Annotated in this window: 14 protein-coding genes and 1 pseudogene; 7 read left to right on the top strand and 8 right to left on the bottom strand. The window is 72.2% G+C overall.

Annotated elements, in window-relative coordinates:
* Nucleotides 1-9: 9 nt before the first annotated feature.
* The 4 genes and pseudogenes from J2S55_RS18165 to J2S55_RS18150 all read right to left on the bottom strand — a co-directional run bounded on the left by J2S55_RS18165 (nt 10) and on the right by J2S55_RS18150 (nt 7197).
* Nucleotides 10-792 (bottom strand): type III pantothenate kinase, encoded by a 783-nt coding sequence (locus tag J2S55_RS18165; RefSeq protein WP_306862173.1) that lies wholly within the window; start codon nt 790-792, stop codon nt 10-12.
* Nucleotides 792-3401 (bottom strand): L-aspartate oxidase, encoded by a 2610-nt coding sequence (locus tag J2S55_RS18160; RefSeq protein ID WP_306862170.1) that lies wholly within the window; start codon nt 3399-3401, stop codon nt 792-794. The genes J2S55_RS18165 and J2S55_RS18160 overlap by 1 nt, the downstream gene beginning before the upstream one ends.
* A gap of 890 nt (nt 3402-4291) precedes the next feature.
* A pseudogene (gene panD, locus J2S55_RS18155) lies at nt 4292-4675 on the bottom strand (aspartate 1-decarboxylase); the annotation flags it as partial.
* A 155-nt stretch (nt 4676-4830) separates the two neighbouring features.
* Nucleotides 4831-7197 carry a M28 family peptidase gene (locus J2S55_RS18150; protein ID WP_306862167.1) on the bottom strand — a complete coding sequence of 789 codons (2367 nt, stop codon included), beginning with the start codon at nt 7195-7197 and terminating at the stop codon, nt 4831-4833.
* Between the two features lie 151 nt (nt 7198-7348).
* Here J2S55_RS18150 and J2S55_RS18145 point away from each other — a divergent pair, with 151 nt between their 5' ends.
* Genes J2S55_RS18145 through J2S55_RS18135 form a run of 3 tightly spaced genes read left to right on the top strand, consistent with a single transcriptional unit; the run spans nt 7349 to nt 9688 of the window.
* A complete protein-coding gene (locus tag J2S55_RS18145; protein ID WP_306862164.1) occupies nt 7349-7966 on the top strand; it encodes a DedA family protein in 618 nt (205 codons plus the stop codon).
* Nucleotides 7950-9053: a sensor histidine kinase gene (locus J2S55_RS18140; protein WP_306862161.1), complete on the top strand. Its 1104-nt coding sequence runs from the start codon at nt 7950-7952 to the stop codon at nt 9051-9053. The genes J2S55_RS18145 and J2S55_RS18140 overlap by 17 nt, the downstream gene beginning before the upstream one ends.
* On the top strand, nt 9044-9688 hold the full coding sequence (locus J2S55_RS18135; protein ID WP_306862158.1) for a response regulator: 645 nt from the start codon (nt 9044-9046) through the stop codon (nt 9686-9688). Before J2S55_RS18140 ends, J2S55_RS18135 begins: the two co-directional genes overlap by 10 nt.
* 113 nt (nt 9689-9801) lie before the next feature.
* On the opposite strand, the gene panC is transcribed toward J2S55_RS18135, so the two are convergent.
* Together panC and J2S55_RS18125 are read right to left on the bottom strand one after the other, a co-directional pair.
* Nucleotides 9802-10659, bottom strand: coding sequence for a pantoate--beta-alanine ligase (gene panC / locus J2S55_RS18130; protein WP_306862156.1), 858 nt, complete (start codon nt 10657-10659; stop codon nt 9802-9804).
* Nucleotides 10650-11540, bottom strand: coding sequence for a Rossmann-like and DUF2520 domain-containing protein (locus J2S55_RS18125; RefSeq protein ID WP_306862153.1), 891 nt, complete (start codon nt 11538-11540; stop codon nt 10650-10652). The genes panC and J2S55_RS18125 overlap by 10 nt, the downstream gene beginning before the upstream one ends.
* Nucleotides 11541-11901: 361 nt before the next feature.
* Here J2S55_RS18125 and J2S55_RS18120 point away from each other — a divergent pair, with 361 nt between their 5' ends.
* Both J2S55_RS18120 and J2S55_RS18115 read left to right on the top strand, forming a co-directional pair.
* Nucleotides 11902-12867: an SAM-dependent methyltransferase gene (locus tag J2S55_RS18120; protein ID WP_306862151.1), complete on the top strand. Its 966-nt coding sequence runs from the start codon at nt 11902-11904 to the stop codon at nt 12865-12867.
* Between the two features lie 225 nt (nt 12868-13092).
* Nucleotides 13093-13704 carry a hypothetical protein gene (locus J2S55_RS18115; protein ID WP_306862148.1) on the top strand — a complete coding sequence of 204 codons (612 nt, stop codon included), beginning with the start codon at nt 13093-13095 and terminating at the stop codon, nt 13702-13704.
* Between the two features lie 67 nt (nt 13705-13771).
* Here the strand turns inward: J2S55_RS18115 and J2S55_RS18110 are convergent, their stop codons facing one another.
* Nucleotides 13772-14971 carry a cytochrome P450 gene (locus J2S55_RS18110; RefSeq protein WP_306862147.1) on the bottom strand — a complete coding sequence of 400 codons (1200 nt, stop codon included), beginning with the start codon at nt 14969-14971 and terminating at the stop codon, nt 13772-13774.
* 369 nt (nt 14972-15340) lie between these two features.
* Here J2S55_RS18110 and J2S55_RS18105 point away from each other — a divergent pair, with 369 nt between their 5' ends.
* Both J2S55_RS18105 and J2S55_RS18100 read left to right on the top strand, forming a co-directional pair.
* Nucleotides 15341-15898: an RNA polymerase sigma factor gene (locus J2S55_RS18105; RefSeq protein ID WP_306862144.1), complete on the top strand. Its 558-nt coding sequence runs from the start codon at nt 15341-15343 to the stop codon at nt 15896-15898.
* The gene (locus tag J2S55_RS18100) at nt 15895-16221 is read left to right on the top strand and encodes a hypothetical protein (protein ID WP_306862140.1); all 327 of its coding nucleotides are present in this window, start codon (nt 15895-15897) and stop codon (nt 16219-16221) included. The genes J2S55_RS18105 and J2S55_RS18100 overlap by 4 nt, the downstream gene beginning before the upstream one ends.
* A 151-nt stretch (nt 16222-16372) precedes the next feature.
* Here the strand turns inward: J2S55_RS18100 and J2S55_RS18095 are convergent, their stop codons facing one another.
* On the bottom strand, nt 16373-17233 hold the full coding sequence (locus J2S55_RS18095; RefSeq protein ID WP_306862137.1) for a TerC family protein: 861 nt from the start codon (nt 17231-17233) through the stop codon (nt 16373-16375).
* Nucleotides 17234-17301: the final 68 nt, after the last annotated feature.

Raw genomic sequence — 17301 nt, 5'->3', positions numbered from 1 at the left:
ATGTCCGTGCTAGGCGGTGTTACGGTGATAGATCAGGCGGAGCCCGATCAGCGTGAGCCACGGCTCGTGCACGTCGATCGAGCGCGCCTCGCTCACCACGAGCGGCGCCGCGCTGCCGGTGGCGACGACGGTGACGTCGTCCGGGTCCTCGGACAGCTCGGCCGCCATGCGCTCGACGATCCCGTCCACCTGACCGGCGAAGCCGTAGATGATGCCCGCCTGGAGCGCCTCGACCGTGTTCTTGGCGATCACCGAGCGGGGCCGGATCAGCTCCACCTTGTGGAGCTGGGCCCCCGCCGCGGCCAGCGCGTCCACCGAGATCTCGATGCCGGGGGCGGTCACCGCGCCGACGTACTCGCCCTTGGCGGAGACGGCGTCGAAGGAGGTCGCCGTGCCGAAGTCGACGATGACGCACGGCCCACCGTACAGCTGGATGGCCGCCAGCGCGTTGACGATCCGGTCGCTGCCGACCTCCTTCGGGTTGTCCATCCGGACCGGCACCCCGGTCCGGATGCCGGGCTCGACGATCACCGCGGTGACGTCGCCGTAGTAGCGGCGGCACATCTCACGCATCTCGTTGAGCACCGACGGCACCGTGGAACAGAGCGCGATGCCATCGACGTCGGCGCCCTTGAGCAGCGGTGACTGCCCGAGCAGCCCCTGCAGCACGACAGCTATCTCGTCGGCCGTGCGCCGGGCGTCGGTGGCGATCCGCCAGTGCTCGATGACCTCGTCGCCCTCGAAGAGTCCGAGAACGGTGTGGGTGTTACCGACGTCGATGGCAAGCAACATCAATTCCCCCGAAGGTCCAGTGCGATGTCAAGGGCCGGCGCCGAGTGGGTGAGCGCTCCCACCGCAAGGTAGTCAACGCCGGTTTCAGCCACGTCACGGGCCGACTCCAGCGTCAGCCCCCCGCTGGACTCCAGCCGCGCCCTGCCGTCCACCAGCCGTACGGCCCGCGCCAGATCGTCCACGGTGAAATTGTCCAACAGGATCTCCTCGGCTCCCTCGGCGAGCACCGGCTCGATCTGGTCGATCCGGTCGACCTCCACCTCGATCGGCAGGCCGGGGTAGGCGTCCCGCACCGCCCGGAACGCTCCGGCTACTCCACCAGCGGCCACCACGTGATTGTCCTTGATCAGCGCGGCGTCCGAAAGCGACATGCGGTGATTGACCCCGCCCCCGCACCGCACGGCGTACTTCTCCAGGGCCCGCAGCCCGGGAAGCGTCTTGCGGCTGTCCCTGATCCGCGCCCCGGTCCCCTCCACGGCCCGGACCCAGTGGCCGGTGAGGGTCGCGATGCCGGACATGTGGGTGAGCAGGTTGAGCGCGGTCCGCTCGGCGGTCAGCAGGTCCCGGGTGGGGCCGGTGACGGTCATCAACACGTCGCCCCTCGTGACGCGCTCACCGTCCTTGACCCGGCGCTCGGCCGTGAGGCGGCCCTGGCTGAGGTAGGAGAACGCGCCCTCGGCGACGGCGAGCCCGGAGACCACCCCGTCCTCGCGGGCCACCACGTCGGCGGTGTCGGTCTGCCCGGCCGGGATGGTGGCGAGGGTGGTGACGTCGCCCGGGGCCTGGAGGTCCTCGGCCGCGGCGGCCGCCAGGACGGCCGTCACCGCGGCCGGGTCGAGACCAGCCTCGACCAGGTCCGTCTCCACCTGGGGCGGCAGCACGGTCGCCCGCTGTCCGTGCGGCACATACGTCATGGTCATTCCTTCCGCTGTAAGGGTCACGTCGAGGTGGCCCAGCCACCAGGCATCGTTACGTCCGGGGAAGTCCTCGCGCCAGTGCGACCCGCGGGTCTCCTCACGATTGCGGGCGGCCGCCACCAGCGCCGACGCGACCGTCAGCAGGTTGGTGGCCTCCCACGACTCGGTGCACGGCTCCACCGCCACCGGGGTCCACCGGATGCTCACCAGGGCCTTGGCGACCTCGGTCAGGGACTCCCGGCTGCGCAGCACGCTCGCGCCCCGGCTCATGTGGCCCTGGATCCTGGGCCGGGCCCTGGGGTCGACCAGGCCGGTGGGCCGGTCGTCGGTCACCGGCTCGCCGGGCGCGGGCCGTACGGCGGCCGGGGCCGCCTCGGCCGTGTCTCCCCACCGGTCCGGCTCCGCGCCGGAGCCCTCGGCTCCGGCACTCCGCCGCGCGTGGATGTCGGCGGCGATCCGCCCGGCGAAGACCAGTCCTTCGAGCAGCGAGTTCGAGGCCAGCCGGTTGGCGCCGTGCACGCCGGTGCAGGCCACCTCGCCGCAGGCGTACAGGCCCGGCACGCTGGTACGGCCGTGCAGGTCGGCGCGGACGCCGCCGCTGGCGTAGTGGGCGGCCGGGGCGACCGGGATGGGCTGGGTGACCGGGTCGATGCCGTGTTCGCGGCAGACCGCGTGAATCGTCGGGAAGCGGGTGCGCCACTTCTCCTCGCCGAAATGGCGGGCGTCGAGATACATGTGGTCGGCGCCGGTCTCACGCATCCGCCGCATGATCGCCTTGGCCACGACGTCACGGGGCGCGAGGTCGGCGAGCTCGTGGACGTCCTTCATGAAGCGGGTGCCCTCGGCGTCGACCAGCACCGCGCCCTCGCCCCGGACCGCCTCGGAGATCAGCGGCTGCTGGCCGGTGGAGTCCTCGCCGAGCCAGAGCACGGTCGGGTGGAACTGGACGAACTCCAGGTCCCTGACGACGGCGCCGGCCCGCAGTGCCAGCGCCACCCCGTCACCGGTGGAGACGACGGGGTTGGTGGTGGCGGCGTAGACCTGGCCCATGCCGCCGGTGGCCAGCACCACGGCCCCGGCCCTGACCGCTCCCACCCCGTCGCGCTCGCCCTCGCCCATGACGTGCAGGGTCACCCCGGCGGTCCGGCCGTCGGCGTCTTTGAGGAGGTCGAGCACGAGCGCGTGCTCGATCACCTCGATCGCCGACTCCTGGACGGCCTGGACGAGCGCCCGCTGCACCTCCGCGCCGGTGGCGTCTCCGCCCGCGTGCACGATCCGGTTGCGCCGGTGGCCACCCTCCCGGGTGAGCTGGAGCTCGCCCGAGTCGTCGGTGTCGAACCGGGCGCCCACCGCGATCAGCCCGCGCAGCGCGGCGGGCCCCTCGGTCACCAGGACCCGCACGGCCTCCTCGTCGCAGAGACCGACCCCCGCGATGAGCGTGTCGGACAGGTGCTCGGCCGGGGTGTCCTGCGGGTCGAGCACGGCGGCGATCCCGCCCTGCGCCCAGCGGGTGGACCCCGACGACAGCACGTCCTTGGTGACGACCAGGACCTTCGCCTCGGGGTCGAGGTGGGCGTACCGCAGTGCCAGGGTCAGGCCCGCGACACCGGAGCCCACCACGACCACGTCGGCCTCGACCGTCCAGCCCGGAGCGGGCGCGGTCAACCTCTGGGGGATGGCAGGGATCGCCATTGCCGCCTCCTCGCGAGGGGTGTTAGAGGCTCTTCATTTCGTCAACCTGACGATAACGGGCGCGCCGGAGTGACTCTTCCCCGGGGTGGCGGTAGCGCCGCTCGCGCGCGGCCCGGGACGCGCGGAGGATCCGAGAGGACACGCCGCCGACGGCAGGACGTGTCCCCCTCGGCTGTGAGGTATCCCTCAGGCGTGCCGCAACCCTCAGATCACGGACACCCACGCCCGGCGAGCACCCCGGCGCCGGGACCCGGATCAGAGGTCCCCAGGAGTCAGGGGTCCGGGGTCCGGAGTTCGAGGGTTCAGGGTTCGGGGGGCCAGGGGTCAGAGCCTGGAAGCCCCCCGGGCCGCAGGAGGGTCCAACGGACGGCCACCGGCTCCGTAGGACGGCCCGCCGACCCCTGGGGAGAGTCCGCCAGGCGCAGGAGGGTCCAACGGACGGTCACCGGCCCCGTAGGACGGTCTGCTGGGCCGCCGGACGCCAACCCGGCGGCCCAGTCCACAGCGGAGAACGCGCCACCACGCCCAGCGGGCGAGTCCTTCACGTGCGCGCCCCCACCTACAGCACAGCACTACACGTTGACCTGCGCAAACCCCGCCTAGCGGGAGGAATCCGCCGGGTGGTGGAGCCCGTCGCCACGCAGGAGGCCGGGGGCCGGGGCCACGGGGGCCGGGATGGGCGCGGCGGAGCCGGAGGCCGGAACCACGGAGTCCGGGATCGGAGCAGCGGAGCCCGGGGCCACGGGGTTCGGAATCGGAGCGGTGGAGCCGGGGGCCGGGGCCACGGGGTTCGGAATCGGAGCGGTGGAGCCGGGGGCCGGGGCCACGGGGTTCGGAATCGGAGCGGTGGAGCCGGGGGCCGGGGCCACGGGGCCCGGGATCGGGGCGGCGGAGCCGGGGGGCGGAGCGGCGAGGTCGTGGCCGAGTTCCACGATCCGGTTGTCACGGTCGACGTGGACGACCCTGGGCTGGAAGGTCCTCGCCTCGGCGTCGTCGAGCTGGCCGTACGCGATGATGATCACCAGGTCGCCCTGGTGGACAAGACGGGCGGCGGCGCCGTTGATACCGATGATCCCGGACCCCCGGGGGCCCGCGATCGTGTAGGTCACCAGCCGGGCACCGTTGTCGATGTCCACCACGTGCACCTGCTCGCCGGGGAGCAGGCCCGCGGCGTCGAGCAGGTCCGCGTCGACGGTCAGCGACCCGACATAGTGCAGGTCCGCCTGGGTGACGGTGGCGCGGTGGATTTTGGACGTGAGCATGGTCCGGAGCATGCGTCGATCACCTTTCGTCCGGTCGCGCCGCCCCATGAGCGTGCACGCCTGCGCGGAATATATCCGACGCCCCGGAGCCACCGGCGGCGCTACCGCCCCCTCCTCGCCCGGTGCCCGGCGGTCACCGCCCGGTCCACGTCCACGGACAGCACGGGCTATCGCGTGATCTTGCCGGAATCCGAGGACGGGCGCTGTGGGCGGTGAGAGGCGCTCGTCAGGGTGTAGGTGCGGGTAACCGCGATGAGGTCGCCGTCCTCCCTGGTGGCCGCGGTCAGGCCGGGCGGCCTTGGGCGGAAGCCCGGCACCGCGGACAGGTCGTCGGTCTCCGCGATGGCGGTGAGGCGGGCCCGGTCCGCGTCCGGGATGCGCACCGTGATCTGGACTCCCTGAGCGGGGATGCCCCGGAAGCGGACCTCCGCGGGCCAGGTGCCGGCCCGCTTCCCGGTGACGGGGACGCTCACGGAGCCGAACCTGCCGGCGGACGCGGTGGCCGCGGTGATCGGGTGGTCGATCCTCAGCGTCACCGAACGCGCTCCCCTGCCTGCCGTCACGTGCAGCTTGACCGTTTCCTGGTCGCGCGCCAGCACGGAGACACGCGGGCCGTCGGCCTTGATCACCGGCGCGGGACCGGTCCGAAGCGTGCCCCGCGCGTATCCCTCCGGCAGTGCCGCGGACTCGTGGCCGGACACGTACCGCCTGGTCCATTCTCCGGGGTCGGTGTCGGCGCTGACCCAGTGAGCGGTGCGGGTGTCGGCGTTCATGACGTACGCCAGGTGCGTGCGCTGCGGCCGGTCCGCGTCGAACCCGTCCACCAGCAGCCCCGCACCGACCAGTCCCAGGGCGAGGACGACGGCTGTCAGGGGCACGGCGACGGCCCGCTCCGGCCCGGCGCCGGGTGTGGGCAGGAACAGTTCGATGATCGGCAGCACCGTCAGCCCGAACAGTGCCAGCACCAGCGCGCTCACCCCGCCCAGCGCCAACCCCATCCCGTCGAAGGTGTTGGCCGCCAGAGAGGGCAGCAGCATCGCGGCCGTGACCGGACCCAGCATCGCCGCCGTCAGCCGTGCCCAGGCGGATGCGGAAATCAGGACGGCAGCCAGCCCGCCGAGCGCGCACAGCAGCGCCGGCAGGGCGAACAGGAAGGACGCCCCGGGCGCGTACCGGGCACACAGCACGCCGAGCCCGGCCGGCCAGACCAGCGCCCCGACCGACAGCGCCGCCGGCCCCAGCCTGCGACGCAACGGCAGGTACCAGCCGAGCAGCGCCGCCCCGGACAGGACCGCGACCGCCGCCTGGAACGCCTGCGGGCGATGCAGGAGGCCGCCCATGGTGTCGTAGGCGGGTCGCACGGCCACCAGCACCTCCCACAGCCCCTGCGCCAGGAGAGCCGATCCGGCCAGCGGGACGACGGCCGAAGCCGCCGCCCACAGCAGCCGGGGAAGGCTGAGCAGCCGCCTGACGCGGGCCAGCAGCGCCAATCCCGCCACCGCGAGGGCGGCCGACACCGCCAGCGGCCATACGAGCCGGTCCGAGTAGGTGATCATGGTTCCGAGGGCACGGAAATAGGTGACGTCATGGTCGGCGGGCAACGACCCGAGGTCCGCGTTCCCCAGGGCACGGGCCAGCGCCAGCATGTTCGAGCCGTGGTGCTGCAGGCTTCCGCGGTGAAGGTTGGCGATGGAGTCGTCGGCGGTGTGGTAGAGCGAGGAACGCTCGATGTAGGCGAAGTTCATGCCGGTGAACCCGGCCTTGGTCAGCGGGGTGAAGTCGGTGTTGTTCGGCAGCAGCCGATAGAGCTCCACCATGGAGGAGTCACCGCGCGGAGCCGGAACGGCGTTGACGAACGTCTCGACCAGCCGGGCGTTGTTCCTTGAGGTCTCGAACATCAGCGAGGGGCCGCTCACCCCGCGGGCCTCCCAGTTCAGCAGCACGCCGCCCTTGCGGGCCAAGGGGTGTTCGCGGACGAAGGCCTCGGCGCCGAGCACGCCGTCCTCCTCGCCGTCCGACATGAGCAGCACGATGTCATTACGCGGGCCGGTGCCCGCCCGCAGCGCCCGGACCGTCTCGATCATCGCGGCTACCGCCGCGCCGTCGTCGGAAGCACCCGGTCCCATCGCCGCGGAGTCGTAGTGGGCGGCGATGAGAACCGTACCGGTGGGGTCGGTCCCCGGCAGCCGGCCCACGATGTTGTCGACCTGGCCGAACGTCGCCAACCCCGCCGCCGAACGGGCCCCGACCGACCGCTGGACCTCGACCTGGAGACCCGCGGCGCGCAGCCGCCCGGCCAGGTAGTCCCTGGCTCGGTCGCTCTCGGCACTGCCGATGGGCCGCGGCCGGGTGGCGAACTCCGTCAGGTGGGCCACGGCCCGCTCGGCGCTGAACTCGCCGCTCGGGGCCGAGGCCGGCAGGGGCTGCATCGTGCTGTCCGTCATGGCGGACAGCACGACGACCGCGGCCAGCGCGAGAAGGGCGGCCAGGCCGGCCAACATCCGTCTCGGGACGTCGAACATCTTTCCGATCATGGCCAGGAACAGTAGGTTCGGCGGTTCGGCTGGAGGAATGAGGCTGATGTCCGCTTATGCCGGTGGTTTTCCGCAGGTGTGGTTTTCCACACCTGGAAACGGTCACACGCCTCATTCCGGCGATACCCTGACCGTTCATAGCCTCTGGGGCATGACAGATTGGCTGGTTGGGCTGATGGAGAGCTTCGGAGCGCCAGGTGCGGGACTGGCGATCGCGCTGGAGAATCTCTTCCCGCCCCTACCCAGTGAAGTGATCTTGCCGTTGGCCGGCTTCACTTCCTCCAGGGGCGAGATGGACCTGTTGACCGTTCTCGCGTGGACCACGGCGGGCTCGGTCCTGGGCGCGCTGGCGCTGTACTGGGTGGGCGCGCTGCTCGGCCGCGAGCGTACGCTGGCCCTGGCCGCCCGGATCCCGCTGCTGAAGATCTCCGACATCGACAAGACTGAGGCGTGGTTCCTCAAGCATGGACGCAAGACCGTGTTCTTCGGCCGGATGATCCCCATCTTCCGCAGCCTGATCTCGATCCCAGCCGGGGTGGAGCGCATGCCGCTGGCCGCGTTCACGCTGCTGACCACGGCCGGCAGCCTCATCTGGAACACGATCTTCGTTCTGACGGGCTACGTCCTGGGCGAGAACTGGTCGTTGGTGGAGGCCTACGTCGGCATGGGCACCAACGTGGTGATCGCCCTGGTACTGCTGGCCGTCCTGGTGTTCGTGGGCGTCAGGGTTGCCGAGCGACACCAGGGGCGACATGCGTCTCGCCGCTGAGGGGCTGCGGCTGCTGGGGGCGGTGCTGCTGGGGACGGTCACCGCCCTGCTCGACCTGGTCTTCCTCCTGCCGGCGCTGCCGTTCGCCGGCCGTCCGGCCGTGCGGGCGGTGGCCCGGCGGCTGGCCGTGCTCGAAGCCCGCCGGCTACGCCTCGACCCCGCCGCCCTCGGACTCGGCACGGGCCACTCCGACGGACGGGAGCTGCGGTATCTGGCGGCGCGGGCACCGGTCGGCGTGCTCGGCGGCCTGGTGGTCACATTGCTCGCCCTCGGCACGGAGGTGGCCGTCAAGCTCGTCTGGTTCTGGGGCAGGGGGCTGCCGATCGACGGCATGAGGCCGACCGTGCCGCTGCTGGCCTACGCCGCCCTGGGAGGAACGGTCCTGCTGTTCCTGGACCTGTCGGGCATGGCGGGGGTGCACGCGCTGGAGCGGCGGCTGGCCCTGCGGATGCTCGGTCCCGACCCCACCGAGGTGCTCCGGCATCGCATCGCCGAGCTGGCCGAGAGCCGCGCGGGCGTCGTGGCGGCGGTGGACGCCGAGCGGCGCAGGATCGAACGCGACCTGCACGACGGGCTGCAGCAGCGGCTGGTGGCGCTGTCGATGCTGGTCGGGCGGGCCCGCAGGGGCCGTCCCGAGCTGCTGGAGCAGGCGCACGAGCAGGCGCAGCAGGCGCTGGCCGAGCTGCGCGAGGTGGCCTGGCGGGTATACCCGTCGGGGCTGGACTCCCTCGGCCTGGGCGAGGCGCTGGCCGGTGTGGCCGAGCGGTCGAGCGTGCCGGTCAAGATCGTGTGCGAGCTGCCCGCACGGCCGCCGATGGCGGTGGAGACCGTCGCCTACTTCGTGGTCAGCGAGGCGGTGACCAACGCCGCCAAGCACGCCCGCGCCACCGCCGTCACCGTGGAGGTGCGCGAACGGGACACAATGGTCGTCGTGTGCGTACAGGACGACGGTGTGGGCGGGGCGGATGCCGCGGGCGGCGGATTGTCGGGGCTGGCGCGGCGGGTCGCCGCCCTGGACGGGACCTTCACGGTGATCAGCCCGTCGGGCGGGCCGACCACGATCGTGGCGGAGCTGCCGTGCGGGTGATCCTGGCCGAGGACTCCACGCTGCTGCGCGAGGGCCTGGTACGGCTGCTGCTGGAGGAGGGCCACGAGGTGCCGGCCGCCGTCGGCGACGGCGAGGCGCTGGTGTCGGCGGTGGCCGCGTACCGGCCCGACGCGGTGGTGGTGGACGTGCGGATGCCGCCCACGCACACCGACGAAGGGCTGCGCGCGGCGCTGGAGATCCGGCGGCGCTGGCCGGAGGTCAAGGTGCTGGTGCTGTCGCAGTACGTGGAGAAGAAGTACGCCACCGAGCTGATGAGCGCGAACGTGGAGGGTGTCGGCTACCTGCTCAAGGACCGGGTCGCGCAGGTGACCGACTTCCTGGACGCGCTGGAGCGGGTGGGCGCGGGGGGCGCCGCGTTCGACCCCGAGGTGGTGCGCCAGCTGCTGGCCCGGACGAGCCAGGTGGACCCGCTGGCCAAGCTGACCGCGCGCGAGCGCGAGGTGCTGGAGCGGATGGCCCAGGGCCAGACCAACGCCTCGATCGCGCAGGCGCTGCACGTGTCGCAGAGCGCGGTGGAGAAGCACGTCAACTCGCTCTTCGACAAGCTCGGGCTGTCGCACGCCACGGGCTACAGCCGCCGGGTGCTGGCGGTCCTGCGCTACCTCGGCTCCTGAGCCGAGGCAGCCGCGGAGACGGCGCGCCGCCGGATCGACTCCTGAGCCGAGGTAGCCGAGGCAGCCCCGGAGGCGGCGCGCCACCGGATCGGAGAACTCCGGTGGACGCCGCGCTAGAGGGTGACCGTCACGTTGTCGATCAGCCTGGTGGAACCCACCCGCGCGGCCACGGCGAGGATCGCCTCACCCCGGTGGTCGGCACCGACCTCCTCGAAGGTCGCCGGGTCCACCAGGACCAGGTAGTCGACCTCCACGGCCGGTTCCCCCGCCAGCACGGCCCGCGCGGTCCGCCGGACCTCCTCCGGCGTCGGCTCCGCGGCCCCCGCGAACAGGGCCTGGGACAGGGCCAGCGCCGTCCGGCGCTCATGCGAGGACAGGTAGCGGTTACGGCTGGACAGCGCCAGGCCGTCGGCCTCCCGGACCGTGGGCGCCCCGACGACGGAGACCGGGACGTCGAGGTCGGCGACCATCCGGCGGATCATCGCCAGCTGCTGGGCGTCCTTCTGCCCGAACACCGCCACATCCGGCTGGACCAGGTTGAACAGCTTGAGCACCACGGTGAGCACGCCGTCGAGGTGACCTGGCCGGAACACCCCCTCGACGATCGTGCCCATCCCGCCCGCCGAGACGCCGACCTGCCGGTCCGGTAGGTACATGTCATCGGCGGAGGGCGCGAACACCATGCTCACGCCCTCAGCCGCGCAGACCTCCAGGTCGGTGTCGAACGTGCGGGGATAGCGGGTGTAGTCCTCGCCCGGGCCGAACTGCAGGGGGTTGACGAAGATGCTCACGGCCACGTGCTCGGCCTGCTCCCGGGCCAGCCGGATGAGCGAGCGGTGTCCTTCGTGCAGCGCCCCCATGGTCGGCACCAGCGCCAGGGCCGCCCTTCCGGGGGACACCGCTCCGCCGATCCTCAGGGCCTGCCTCGCCTTGGCCAGCTCGGCGCGGTCACCCACCACGATCACGTCCATATGTTGCCTCCCAGAGCGTCCAGGAGACGCTCGGCGGCCTCCGGTTTGAGCAGCCCGGCCGCCAGCGCCCGGTCCGCCGTGAGCCTAGCGAGGGCCACGTAGGCGTCCGCCGCCTCGGGGGCGGCCAGGATCAGCGCGTCCACGTGCTTGCGGACCGTCCCGGCGTCTCCGCGCACCACCGGGCCGGTCAGCCCGCCGATGCCGAGCCGCAGCACGTTCTCCAGGGCGGCGCCCAGCAGCGGGCCGAGCATCCGGCCCGGCTGCTCCACGCCGATCTTCTCCAGCAGCTCGGAGGATTCCGCGACGAGCGTCACCATGTGGTTGGCCGCTCCCGCCAGGGCCGCGTGGTAGAGCGGCCGGTCCTCGTCCTCGATCCAGACCGGCTCGCCCTCCATCTCGATGACCAGCGCCTCGGCCACCGGGCGGAGCATCTCGGGCGCGGTGACACCGTAGGAGATGCCGACGAGCCGGCGGAGGTCGTCGTCCTTGCCGGTGAAGGTCATCACCGGGTGGAGCGCCAGCGGGAGCGCCCCCGCCTTGGTCGCCGGGTTCAGCACGGCCAGGCCGTACGCGCCGCTGGTGTGGGCCACCAGCTTGCCCCGCAGGTCGGCGCCGGTGCCGACCAGACCCGTGACCAGGTCGGGCAGCACGTCGTCGGGGACCGTCAGGAGGACGAGGTCGGATCCGGCCACCACGTCCTCCGGGCGGGTGAGGGTCAGGCCGAGCCGCTCGGCCGCCCGTTCCCGGGAGGAGTCGGAGACCCCGCTCGCGGCGACGACTCGATGGCCCGCCTGTGCGAGCGCGGCGCCGAGTGCCGAGCCGACCCGGCCGGCTCCGACCACTCCGACGGCCAACCGTGCCGGGCGATCGCCTGCGTCCATGACGTCCCGTCCTTCGACCAGATGGGGGCTCCGTGCCCAGTTGACCAGCGTAACGGGCCCGGCCACCGCAACCACGCCGAGGCGCGTGTCCGAAAGCGGCACCCGATTCCGGAGCCCGCCCCCGCTTGGGGATCGCCCCGTCCGGGCCCGCGTCCGCGTGGGGATCCGCACCTGCTCCGAGGACCCGCACCCGCCTTGTCCTGCGCCCTCCGAGGGGCCCCACCCGTCTGATCCCACGCCGTCTGACCCCGTTCCCCGAGGACCCGCGCCCGCCTGGTCCCGGGCCCTTCTGAGATCCGACCCGCCGTCCACCGGCTGTCCGGCGGCCCTCCCGTGGCCGGGCGCTGTAGCGTCTGTGGACGTGTGGCTCACCTGGCGCGCCGCGACGGAGCGGGCGCTCTACGGCGACAACGGCTTCTACCTGCGGGAGTGTCCCTCCGGGCACTTCCGGACCTCGGTCGGCGCGTCCTCCGTCTTCGCCGAGGCCGTGCTGTGCGAGCTCGTCGCGCTCGACGACGCGCTCGGCGGCCCGCCGGTGATCGACCTGGTGGACGTCGGCGCCGGTGAGGGCACCCTGGCGGCCGGGGTGCTCGCCGCCGCGCCGCCCGGGCTCCGGCCGCGGCTGCGGGTGACCGGGGTGGACCTGGCCCCCCGGCCCGCCCGGCTGCCCGGGGAGATCGCATGGGCGCGGACCGTGCCGGACGGGATCAACGGCCTCGTGATCGCCAACGAGTGGCTGGACAACGTGCCGGTGGACGTCGCCGAGCAGACCGCGGACGGGCCCCGGCTGGTCCTGGTCGACCCGTCGACCGGCGCGGAACGGCTCGGCGACAGGCCGTCGGAGGCCGACCTGGCCTGGCTGGCCCGCTGGTGGCCGATGCGGGCCCCGGGCGAGCGGGCCGAGATCGGCAGGCCCCGCGACGAGGCCTGGGCCTCGGTGATCGTACGGCTGGCCCGCGGGCGGGCGATCGCGATCGACTACGCACACCCTGTGGACGACCGCCCGCCGTGCGGGACGCTGGCCGGTTACCGCGACGGGGCGGCCGTCGCACCCGTGCCGGACGGGTCGTGCGACATCACCGCGCACGTGGCCCTCGACGCCTGCGCGGCCGCCGGGGAGCGCGCGGGGGCCGTCACCACGGCCCTGACCACCCAACGGCAGGCGCTGCGCGCCCTGGGCGTCACCGGGACCCGTCCGCCCGTCGAGCACGCCCGCGACGACCCGCGCGGCTATCTCCGCGCCCTGGCCAGGGCCTCCCAGGAGGCGGAGCTGATCGCCGCCGAGGGGCTCGGCGGCTTCGGCTGGCTGTCCCAGGCCCGCCTCTGAGAAGGCCTGGCCGCCGCTCGGGAGCGCGGTGCCGTGGCCGCCGACGCGCTGGAGGAGAACGCCGAGCGCGTCGGAGCCGGTGTGGTGGTGCCACAGCACTCCTGGCCGGCGCGTCCCGGGGGCACCCGGTCTCCGGAAATCCGCCGGATCAGAGGCGAACTTCCGGCTCCTTGATCGCATCAAAGGGATGTCGCTCATCCAACTGACCGAAAAGCGGTGTTCTTCATGATCAAGTTTGTCCTGTCCGGTGCCGCCGTCGCCCTGCTCCTCTGCGGTGCCGCCGCCGCCCCCGCCTCCGCGTCCTCCACGCGGGAGATCCCCAAGGGCTTCCTGAAGTACGAGCACAAGGAGGCCCGGAACAAGGTCTTCAACTGGAAGGTCAGCGACCGGGCACAACCCCTCGCCCTGCTGACCGACTGCCCGGGGAAGCGGCCGAGTGTGCGCAAGGCCGAGGACTCCCGTACGGTCACCGCCAGAGGCGACAGCGACTACCGCTATGCCGAGCAGCTGGTCGTCATGCCGAGCCCCGAGGCCGCTCAGCAGGTCATGAAGGGGGTGCGGGCCGGGGCCGCGTCGTGCGCCACGAAGAAGCTGGCCGTCAAGACCCGGCCGATCGCGAAGCTCGGTGACGAGGCGTTCACCTTCAGCGCCCAGGACGTCACGGCGGACAGCCTCGGCGGCGCCGAGCGGGCCGTGGTGGTCCGACGGGGCAGCTCCGTTCTGCTGTACAGCGAGTTCACGGCGTACGGCAAGGTCGGCAAGCACGACTTCGGCGGGCTGCTGGCCGATGCCGGAGCGGTGACTCCCCGGCTCTGCCAGGCCGCGAAGGAGTGCTGAGGCGGCGGCTCGCCCTCGTCGGAACCGGGTCGGTCGCCCCCGAGGGGTCCGGGGGCGACCGTACGGCTCAGACCCGCACGTCGAGGGAGGTCAGTCCGCGGATGATGTAGCCCGGCCCCCAGGTGGGCTCGGCGGCGAGCTCCAGCTTCGGGGCCCTGCGCAGCAGCGCGCCGAACGACTCGGCCAGCTCGATCCGGGCCAGCGGGGCGCCCAGGCAGAAGTGGATGCCCGCGCCGAAGGAGATGTGCGGGTTGTCCGCCCGGCCCACGTCGAGGCGGTCGGGGTCGGCGAACACCTCGGGGTCGCGGTTGGCCGAGCCGAACAGCAGCGCCACCTCCGTGCCGCGCGGGATGTCCACCCCGCCCACGGTGATGTCCTCAAGCACCCAGCGCTCGAACATCTGCAGCGGGGTGTCCCAGCGCATCAGCTCCTCGATCGCCGTGGGCAGCAGGCCGTGGTCGGCGCGGAGCCGTTCCAGCTCGGCCGGGTTGCGCAACAGCGACCACCAGCCGTTGCCGGTGACGTTGACGGTGGCCTCGTGCCCGGCGTTGAGCAGCAGCACGCAGGTGCCGACCAGCTCCTCCTCGGTGAGCCTGTCGCCCTCGTCGGCCACCAGGGCCAGCGCGCTGATCAGGTCGTCGCCGGGGTCGGCCCGGCGGGCGCGGGCCAGCTCGATCAGGTAGTCGGAGAACTCCTGGGCCGCGCGCACCGCGGTGTGCTGGGCCTCGACCGACGGGTTGAGCTCGTACATCCCGCAGATGTCGGCCGACCAGGGCCGCAGCAGGTGCCGGTCGGCCTCGGGCACGCCGAGCATCTCGGCGATCACGGTCACCGGCAGCGGCTCGGCCACCTCGGCGATCAGGTCGCCCCCGCCGCGCTCGACGAACGCCTCCACCAGTTCCCCGGCGATCCGGGCGACCTTCGGGCGGAGCGCCTCCACCATGCGCGGGGTGAACGCCTTGGACACCAGGCGCCGCAGCCGCGTGTGGACCGGCGGTTCGACGTCGAGCATCCCGGCCCGGACCACCCGCCAGAACGGGTCCTGGAAGTCGGGGTCGTCCGGCCTGCCGAACTCGGCGTGCGTGGCGACGTGCAGGTAGGAGCGGCCGAGCCGGCGGTCGCGCAGCAGCGCGTTGACGTCGGCGTGCCGGGCGATCAGCCACTGGCCGGTCGGCTCGAAGAAGCTGACCGGCCGTTCCCGCCTCAGCTCGGCGTAGACGTCATAGGGGTGGGCGACGAATTCCGGATTCCAAGGATCAAAGCGCACGTAAGCATCGTAATGTTCGCTGCCAAACTTGTGAGCTACGAGGCGGCCGGCCCGGCCGTACGCGAGCTCCGACAGACCGAACGGATCAACGGGCACAGGCCGTCGGGAGGTGTTTCGCGGCGGACGCAGGCCGGCTGGAGGTGTTTCGCGGCGGACCTTCGGGGATCTCCGCGGGATCGACCCTCAAGCGGGCTGAATCCTTTTCCGCCGAGACTCCCTCTTATATGAGTACCGGCCTTATATGCGTACCGGCGCCACGGCCGGTCGACGGACAGGAGGTTCCCTTGACCACCATGATCGTTATCGCTGTCGCGGCAGTGCTCATCTGCGCGTGCAGCGTCGCGTTCCTCCGCAAGCGGGCCCGGTCCCGTGGCTAGGGCCTCCCGATCCCGGTGGCCCAGCCGGCAGCTGATCGCGGCGGCGCAGCAGGGAGACCAGGCGTCGATCGCCGCTCTGGTCAGCGGGTCCCACCCGCACGTGCGGCGGTTCGCCTTCTCGCTGTGCGCGAGTCCGCAGGACGCCGAGGACGCCGCCCAAGAGGCGCTCATCATCCTCTTCCGCAAGATCGGCACCTTGCGGGCGTCCGGCGCGCTGGCCTCGTGGATGTTCCAGATCGTGCGCAACGAATGCCTGCGCCGCGCCCAGTCGCTGGTGTGGCGGGCCGAACCGGCCCTTGACGGATCCTGCTCCTCCGCGGAGGACGAGGTGCTGCGGGGCCTCGAAGTCGACCAGGTCGCCACCGCGATCGCCGCGCTGCCGGCCGATCAACGCCTCGTGCTGATCATGCGTGATGTCCAGGGCCTGCCGGGCCCTGTCGTCGCCAGATCCCTCGGGCTGAGCAGCGCCGCCATGAAATCCCGGCTGCACCGCGCCCGGGCCGCCGTCCGCGGCGACCTGCAGACCCAGAACTGGGGAGGAATCGAATGAGAAGCACGAAGATGACCGGCGACGCGGGCTTCGCCAGCAGGTCCGTCTCCCGGCACCTGCTCCGCGGCGGGCTCGGGTTCGGTCTCCTGATCGGAGCCGTCGCGCTGGTCCCGACGGCCGGACCGGCCAGTCTGCTGCTGGCGCCGCTCGGCCTGGTTGCTCTGCGCGGCTGCCCGACCTGCTGGGCCATCGGACTGGTGCAGACGATCTCGATGGGCCGTCTCCAACGCTCCTGCGTGGACGGCCGGTGCACCCTGACGGACGGAACCGGCGGAGATCTCCGCCGGACGGCGGCGGACCGCACGGGAGCTTCGGCAGGCTGACGACACGCCCGCCAGGAACAACCGACGGACATTCCGGGACGCCATGGCAGGCGCGGGCCCGCGCCCCGATGCCGACGGGTGGTGGCGCCCCGATCTCGGCGACCGGCTCCGGGCCGCGCACCACGACAGGCCGGCCGCTTTCACGGCGAGGTCACCTGACCGCTGAGCCTCCACCGTGATCGGGATCCGGCTCCGCCACCCGGTCCGACGGTCCACGCACGCCCTGGTCCTGCGGGGACCCGGCCCGCTCGTCCGCCTCGTAGCGGTGGTGCAGCTCGACCGGCCCGTCCTCCTCGGGCACGCCCTTGGCCGCCTTGCCGCGCATCCGGATGTTCAGCAGCTCCACGACGAGCGAGAACGCCATCGCGAAGTAGATGTAGCCCTTGGAGATGTGCTGCTCGAAGCCCTCGGCGATGAGCACGACGCCGATCAGCACCAGGAACGACAGGGCGAGCATCTTGATGCTCGGGTGCTTGTCCACGAAACGGCTGATCGGGCCGGAGGCGAAGAGCATCACGACGACCGAGACGATGACGGCCGCGACCATGACGCCGAGCTCGTCGACCATGCCGACCGCGGTGATCACCGAGTCGAGGGAGAACACGATGTCCAGGACCATGATCTGGAGGATCACCGCGGTGAAGGAGGCGGCGACCCTGCCGCTGGCGTGACCCGACTTGCCCTCAAGGCTGTCGTGCATCTCGAAGACGCTCTTGCCCAGCAGGAAGAGGCCGCCGAGGATCAGGATCAGGTCGCGTCCCGAGATCGGATGGCCGAAGACCTCGAACATCGGCGCCGTCAGCTTCACCACCCACGACAGCGCCAGCAACAGCAGCAGCCGGCTGACCAGGGCGGCGAGGAGACCCAGCTTCCGCGCCTTGTCGCGCTGGCCGGGCGGGAGCTTCCCCGCCAGGATCGAGATGAAGATGATGTTGTCGATGCCCAGCACGATCTCCAGGCCGACAAGGGTGACGAACCCTATCCAGATCTCGGGATCAGTCACCCAATCCATCGTTCACTCCTCCGTCAGGCGTCAGGGGTCACTGCCTAGACGACTGGGCATCACCGTGAGTTCCTGAA

It is taken from the genome of Streptosporangium brasiliense, from assembly GCF_030811595.1.
Lineage (GTDB): Bacteria > Actinomycetota > Actinomycetes > Streptosporangiales > Streptosporangiaceae > Streptosporangium > Streptosporangium brasiliense.
The sequence above is the reverse complement of the archived record's forward strand: the minus strand, read 5'-3'. Positions and strand labels throughout refer to the sequence as shown.

Excerpts from the sequence above, each read along its gene's own strand:
- J2S55_RS18165 (WP_306862173.1), bottom strand. The coding sequence starts at position 792 with ATGTTGCTTGCCATCGACGTCGGTAACACCCACACCGTTCTCGGACTC.
- J2S55_RS18160 (WP_306862170.1), bottom strand. The coding sequence starts at position 3,401 with ATGGCGATCCCTGCCATCCCCCAGAGGTTGACCGCGCCCGCTCCGGGC.
- J2S55_RS18150 (WP_306862167.1), bottom strand. The coding sequence starts at position 7,197 with ATGATCGGAAAGATGTTCGACGTCCCGAGACGGATGTTGGCCGGCCTG.
- J2S55_RS18145 (WP_306862164.1), top strand. The coding sequence starts at position 7,349 with ATGACAGATTGGCTGGTTGGGCTGATGGAGAGCTTCGGAGCGCCAGGT.
- J2S55_RS18140 (WP_306862161.1), top strand. The coding sequence starts at position 7,950 with ATGCGTCTCGCCGCTGAGGGGCTGCGGCTGCTGGGGGCGGTGCTGCTG.
- panC (WP_306862156.1), bottom strand. The coding sequence starts at position 10,659 with ATGGACGTGATCGTGGTGGGTGACCGCGCCGAGCTGGCCAAGGCGAGG.
- J2S55_RS18125 (WP_306862153.1), bottom strand. The coding sequence starts at position 11,540 with ATGGACGCAGGCGATCGCCCGGCACGGTTGGCCGTCGGAGTGGTCGGA.
- J2S55_RS18115 (WP_306862148.1), top strand. The coding sequence starts at position 13,093 with ATGATCAAGTTTGTCCTGTCCGGTGCCGCCGTCGCCCTGCTCCTCTGC.
- J2S55_RS18100 (WP_306862140.1), top strand. The coding sequence starts at position 15,895 with ATGAGAAGCACGAAGATGACCGGCGACGCGGGCTTCGCCAGCAGGTCC.
- J2S55_RS18095 (WP_306862137.1), bottom strand. The coding sequence starts at position 17,233 with ATGGATTGGGTGACTGATCCCGAGATCTGGATAGGGTTCGTCACCCTT.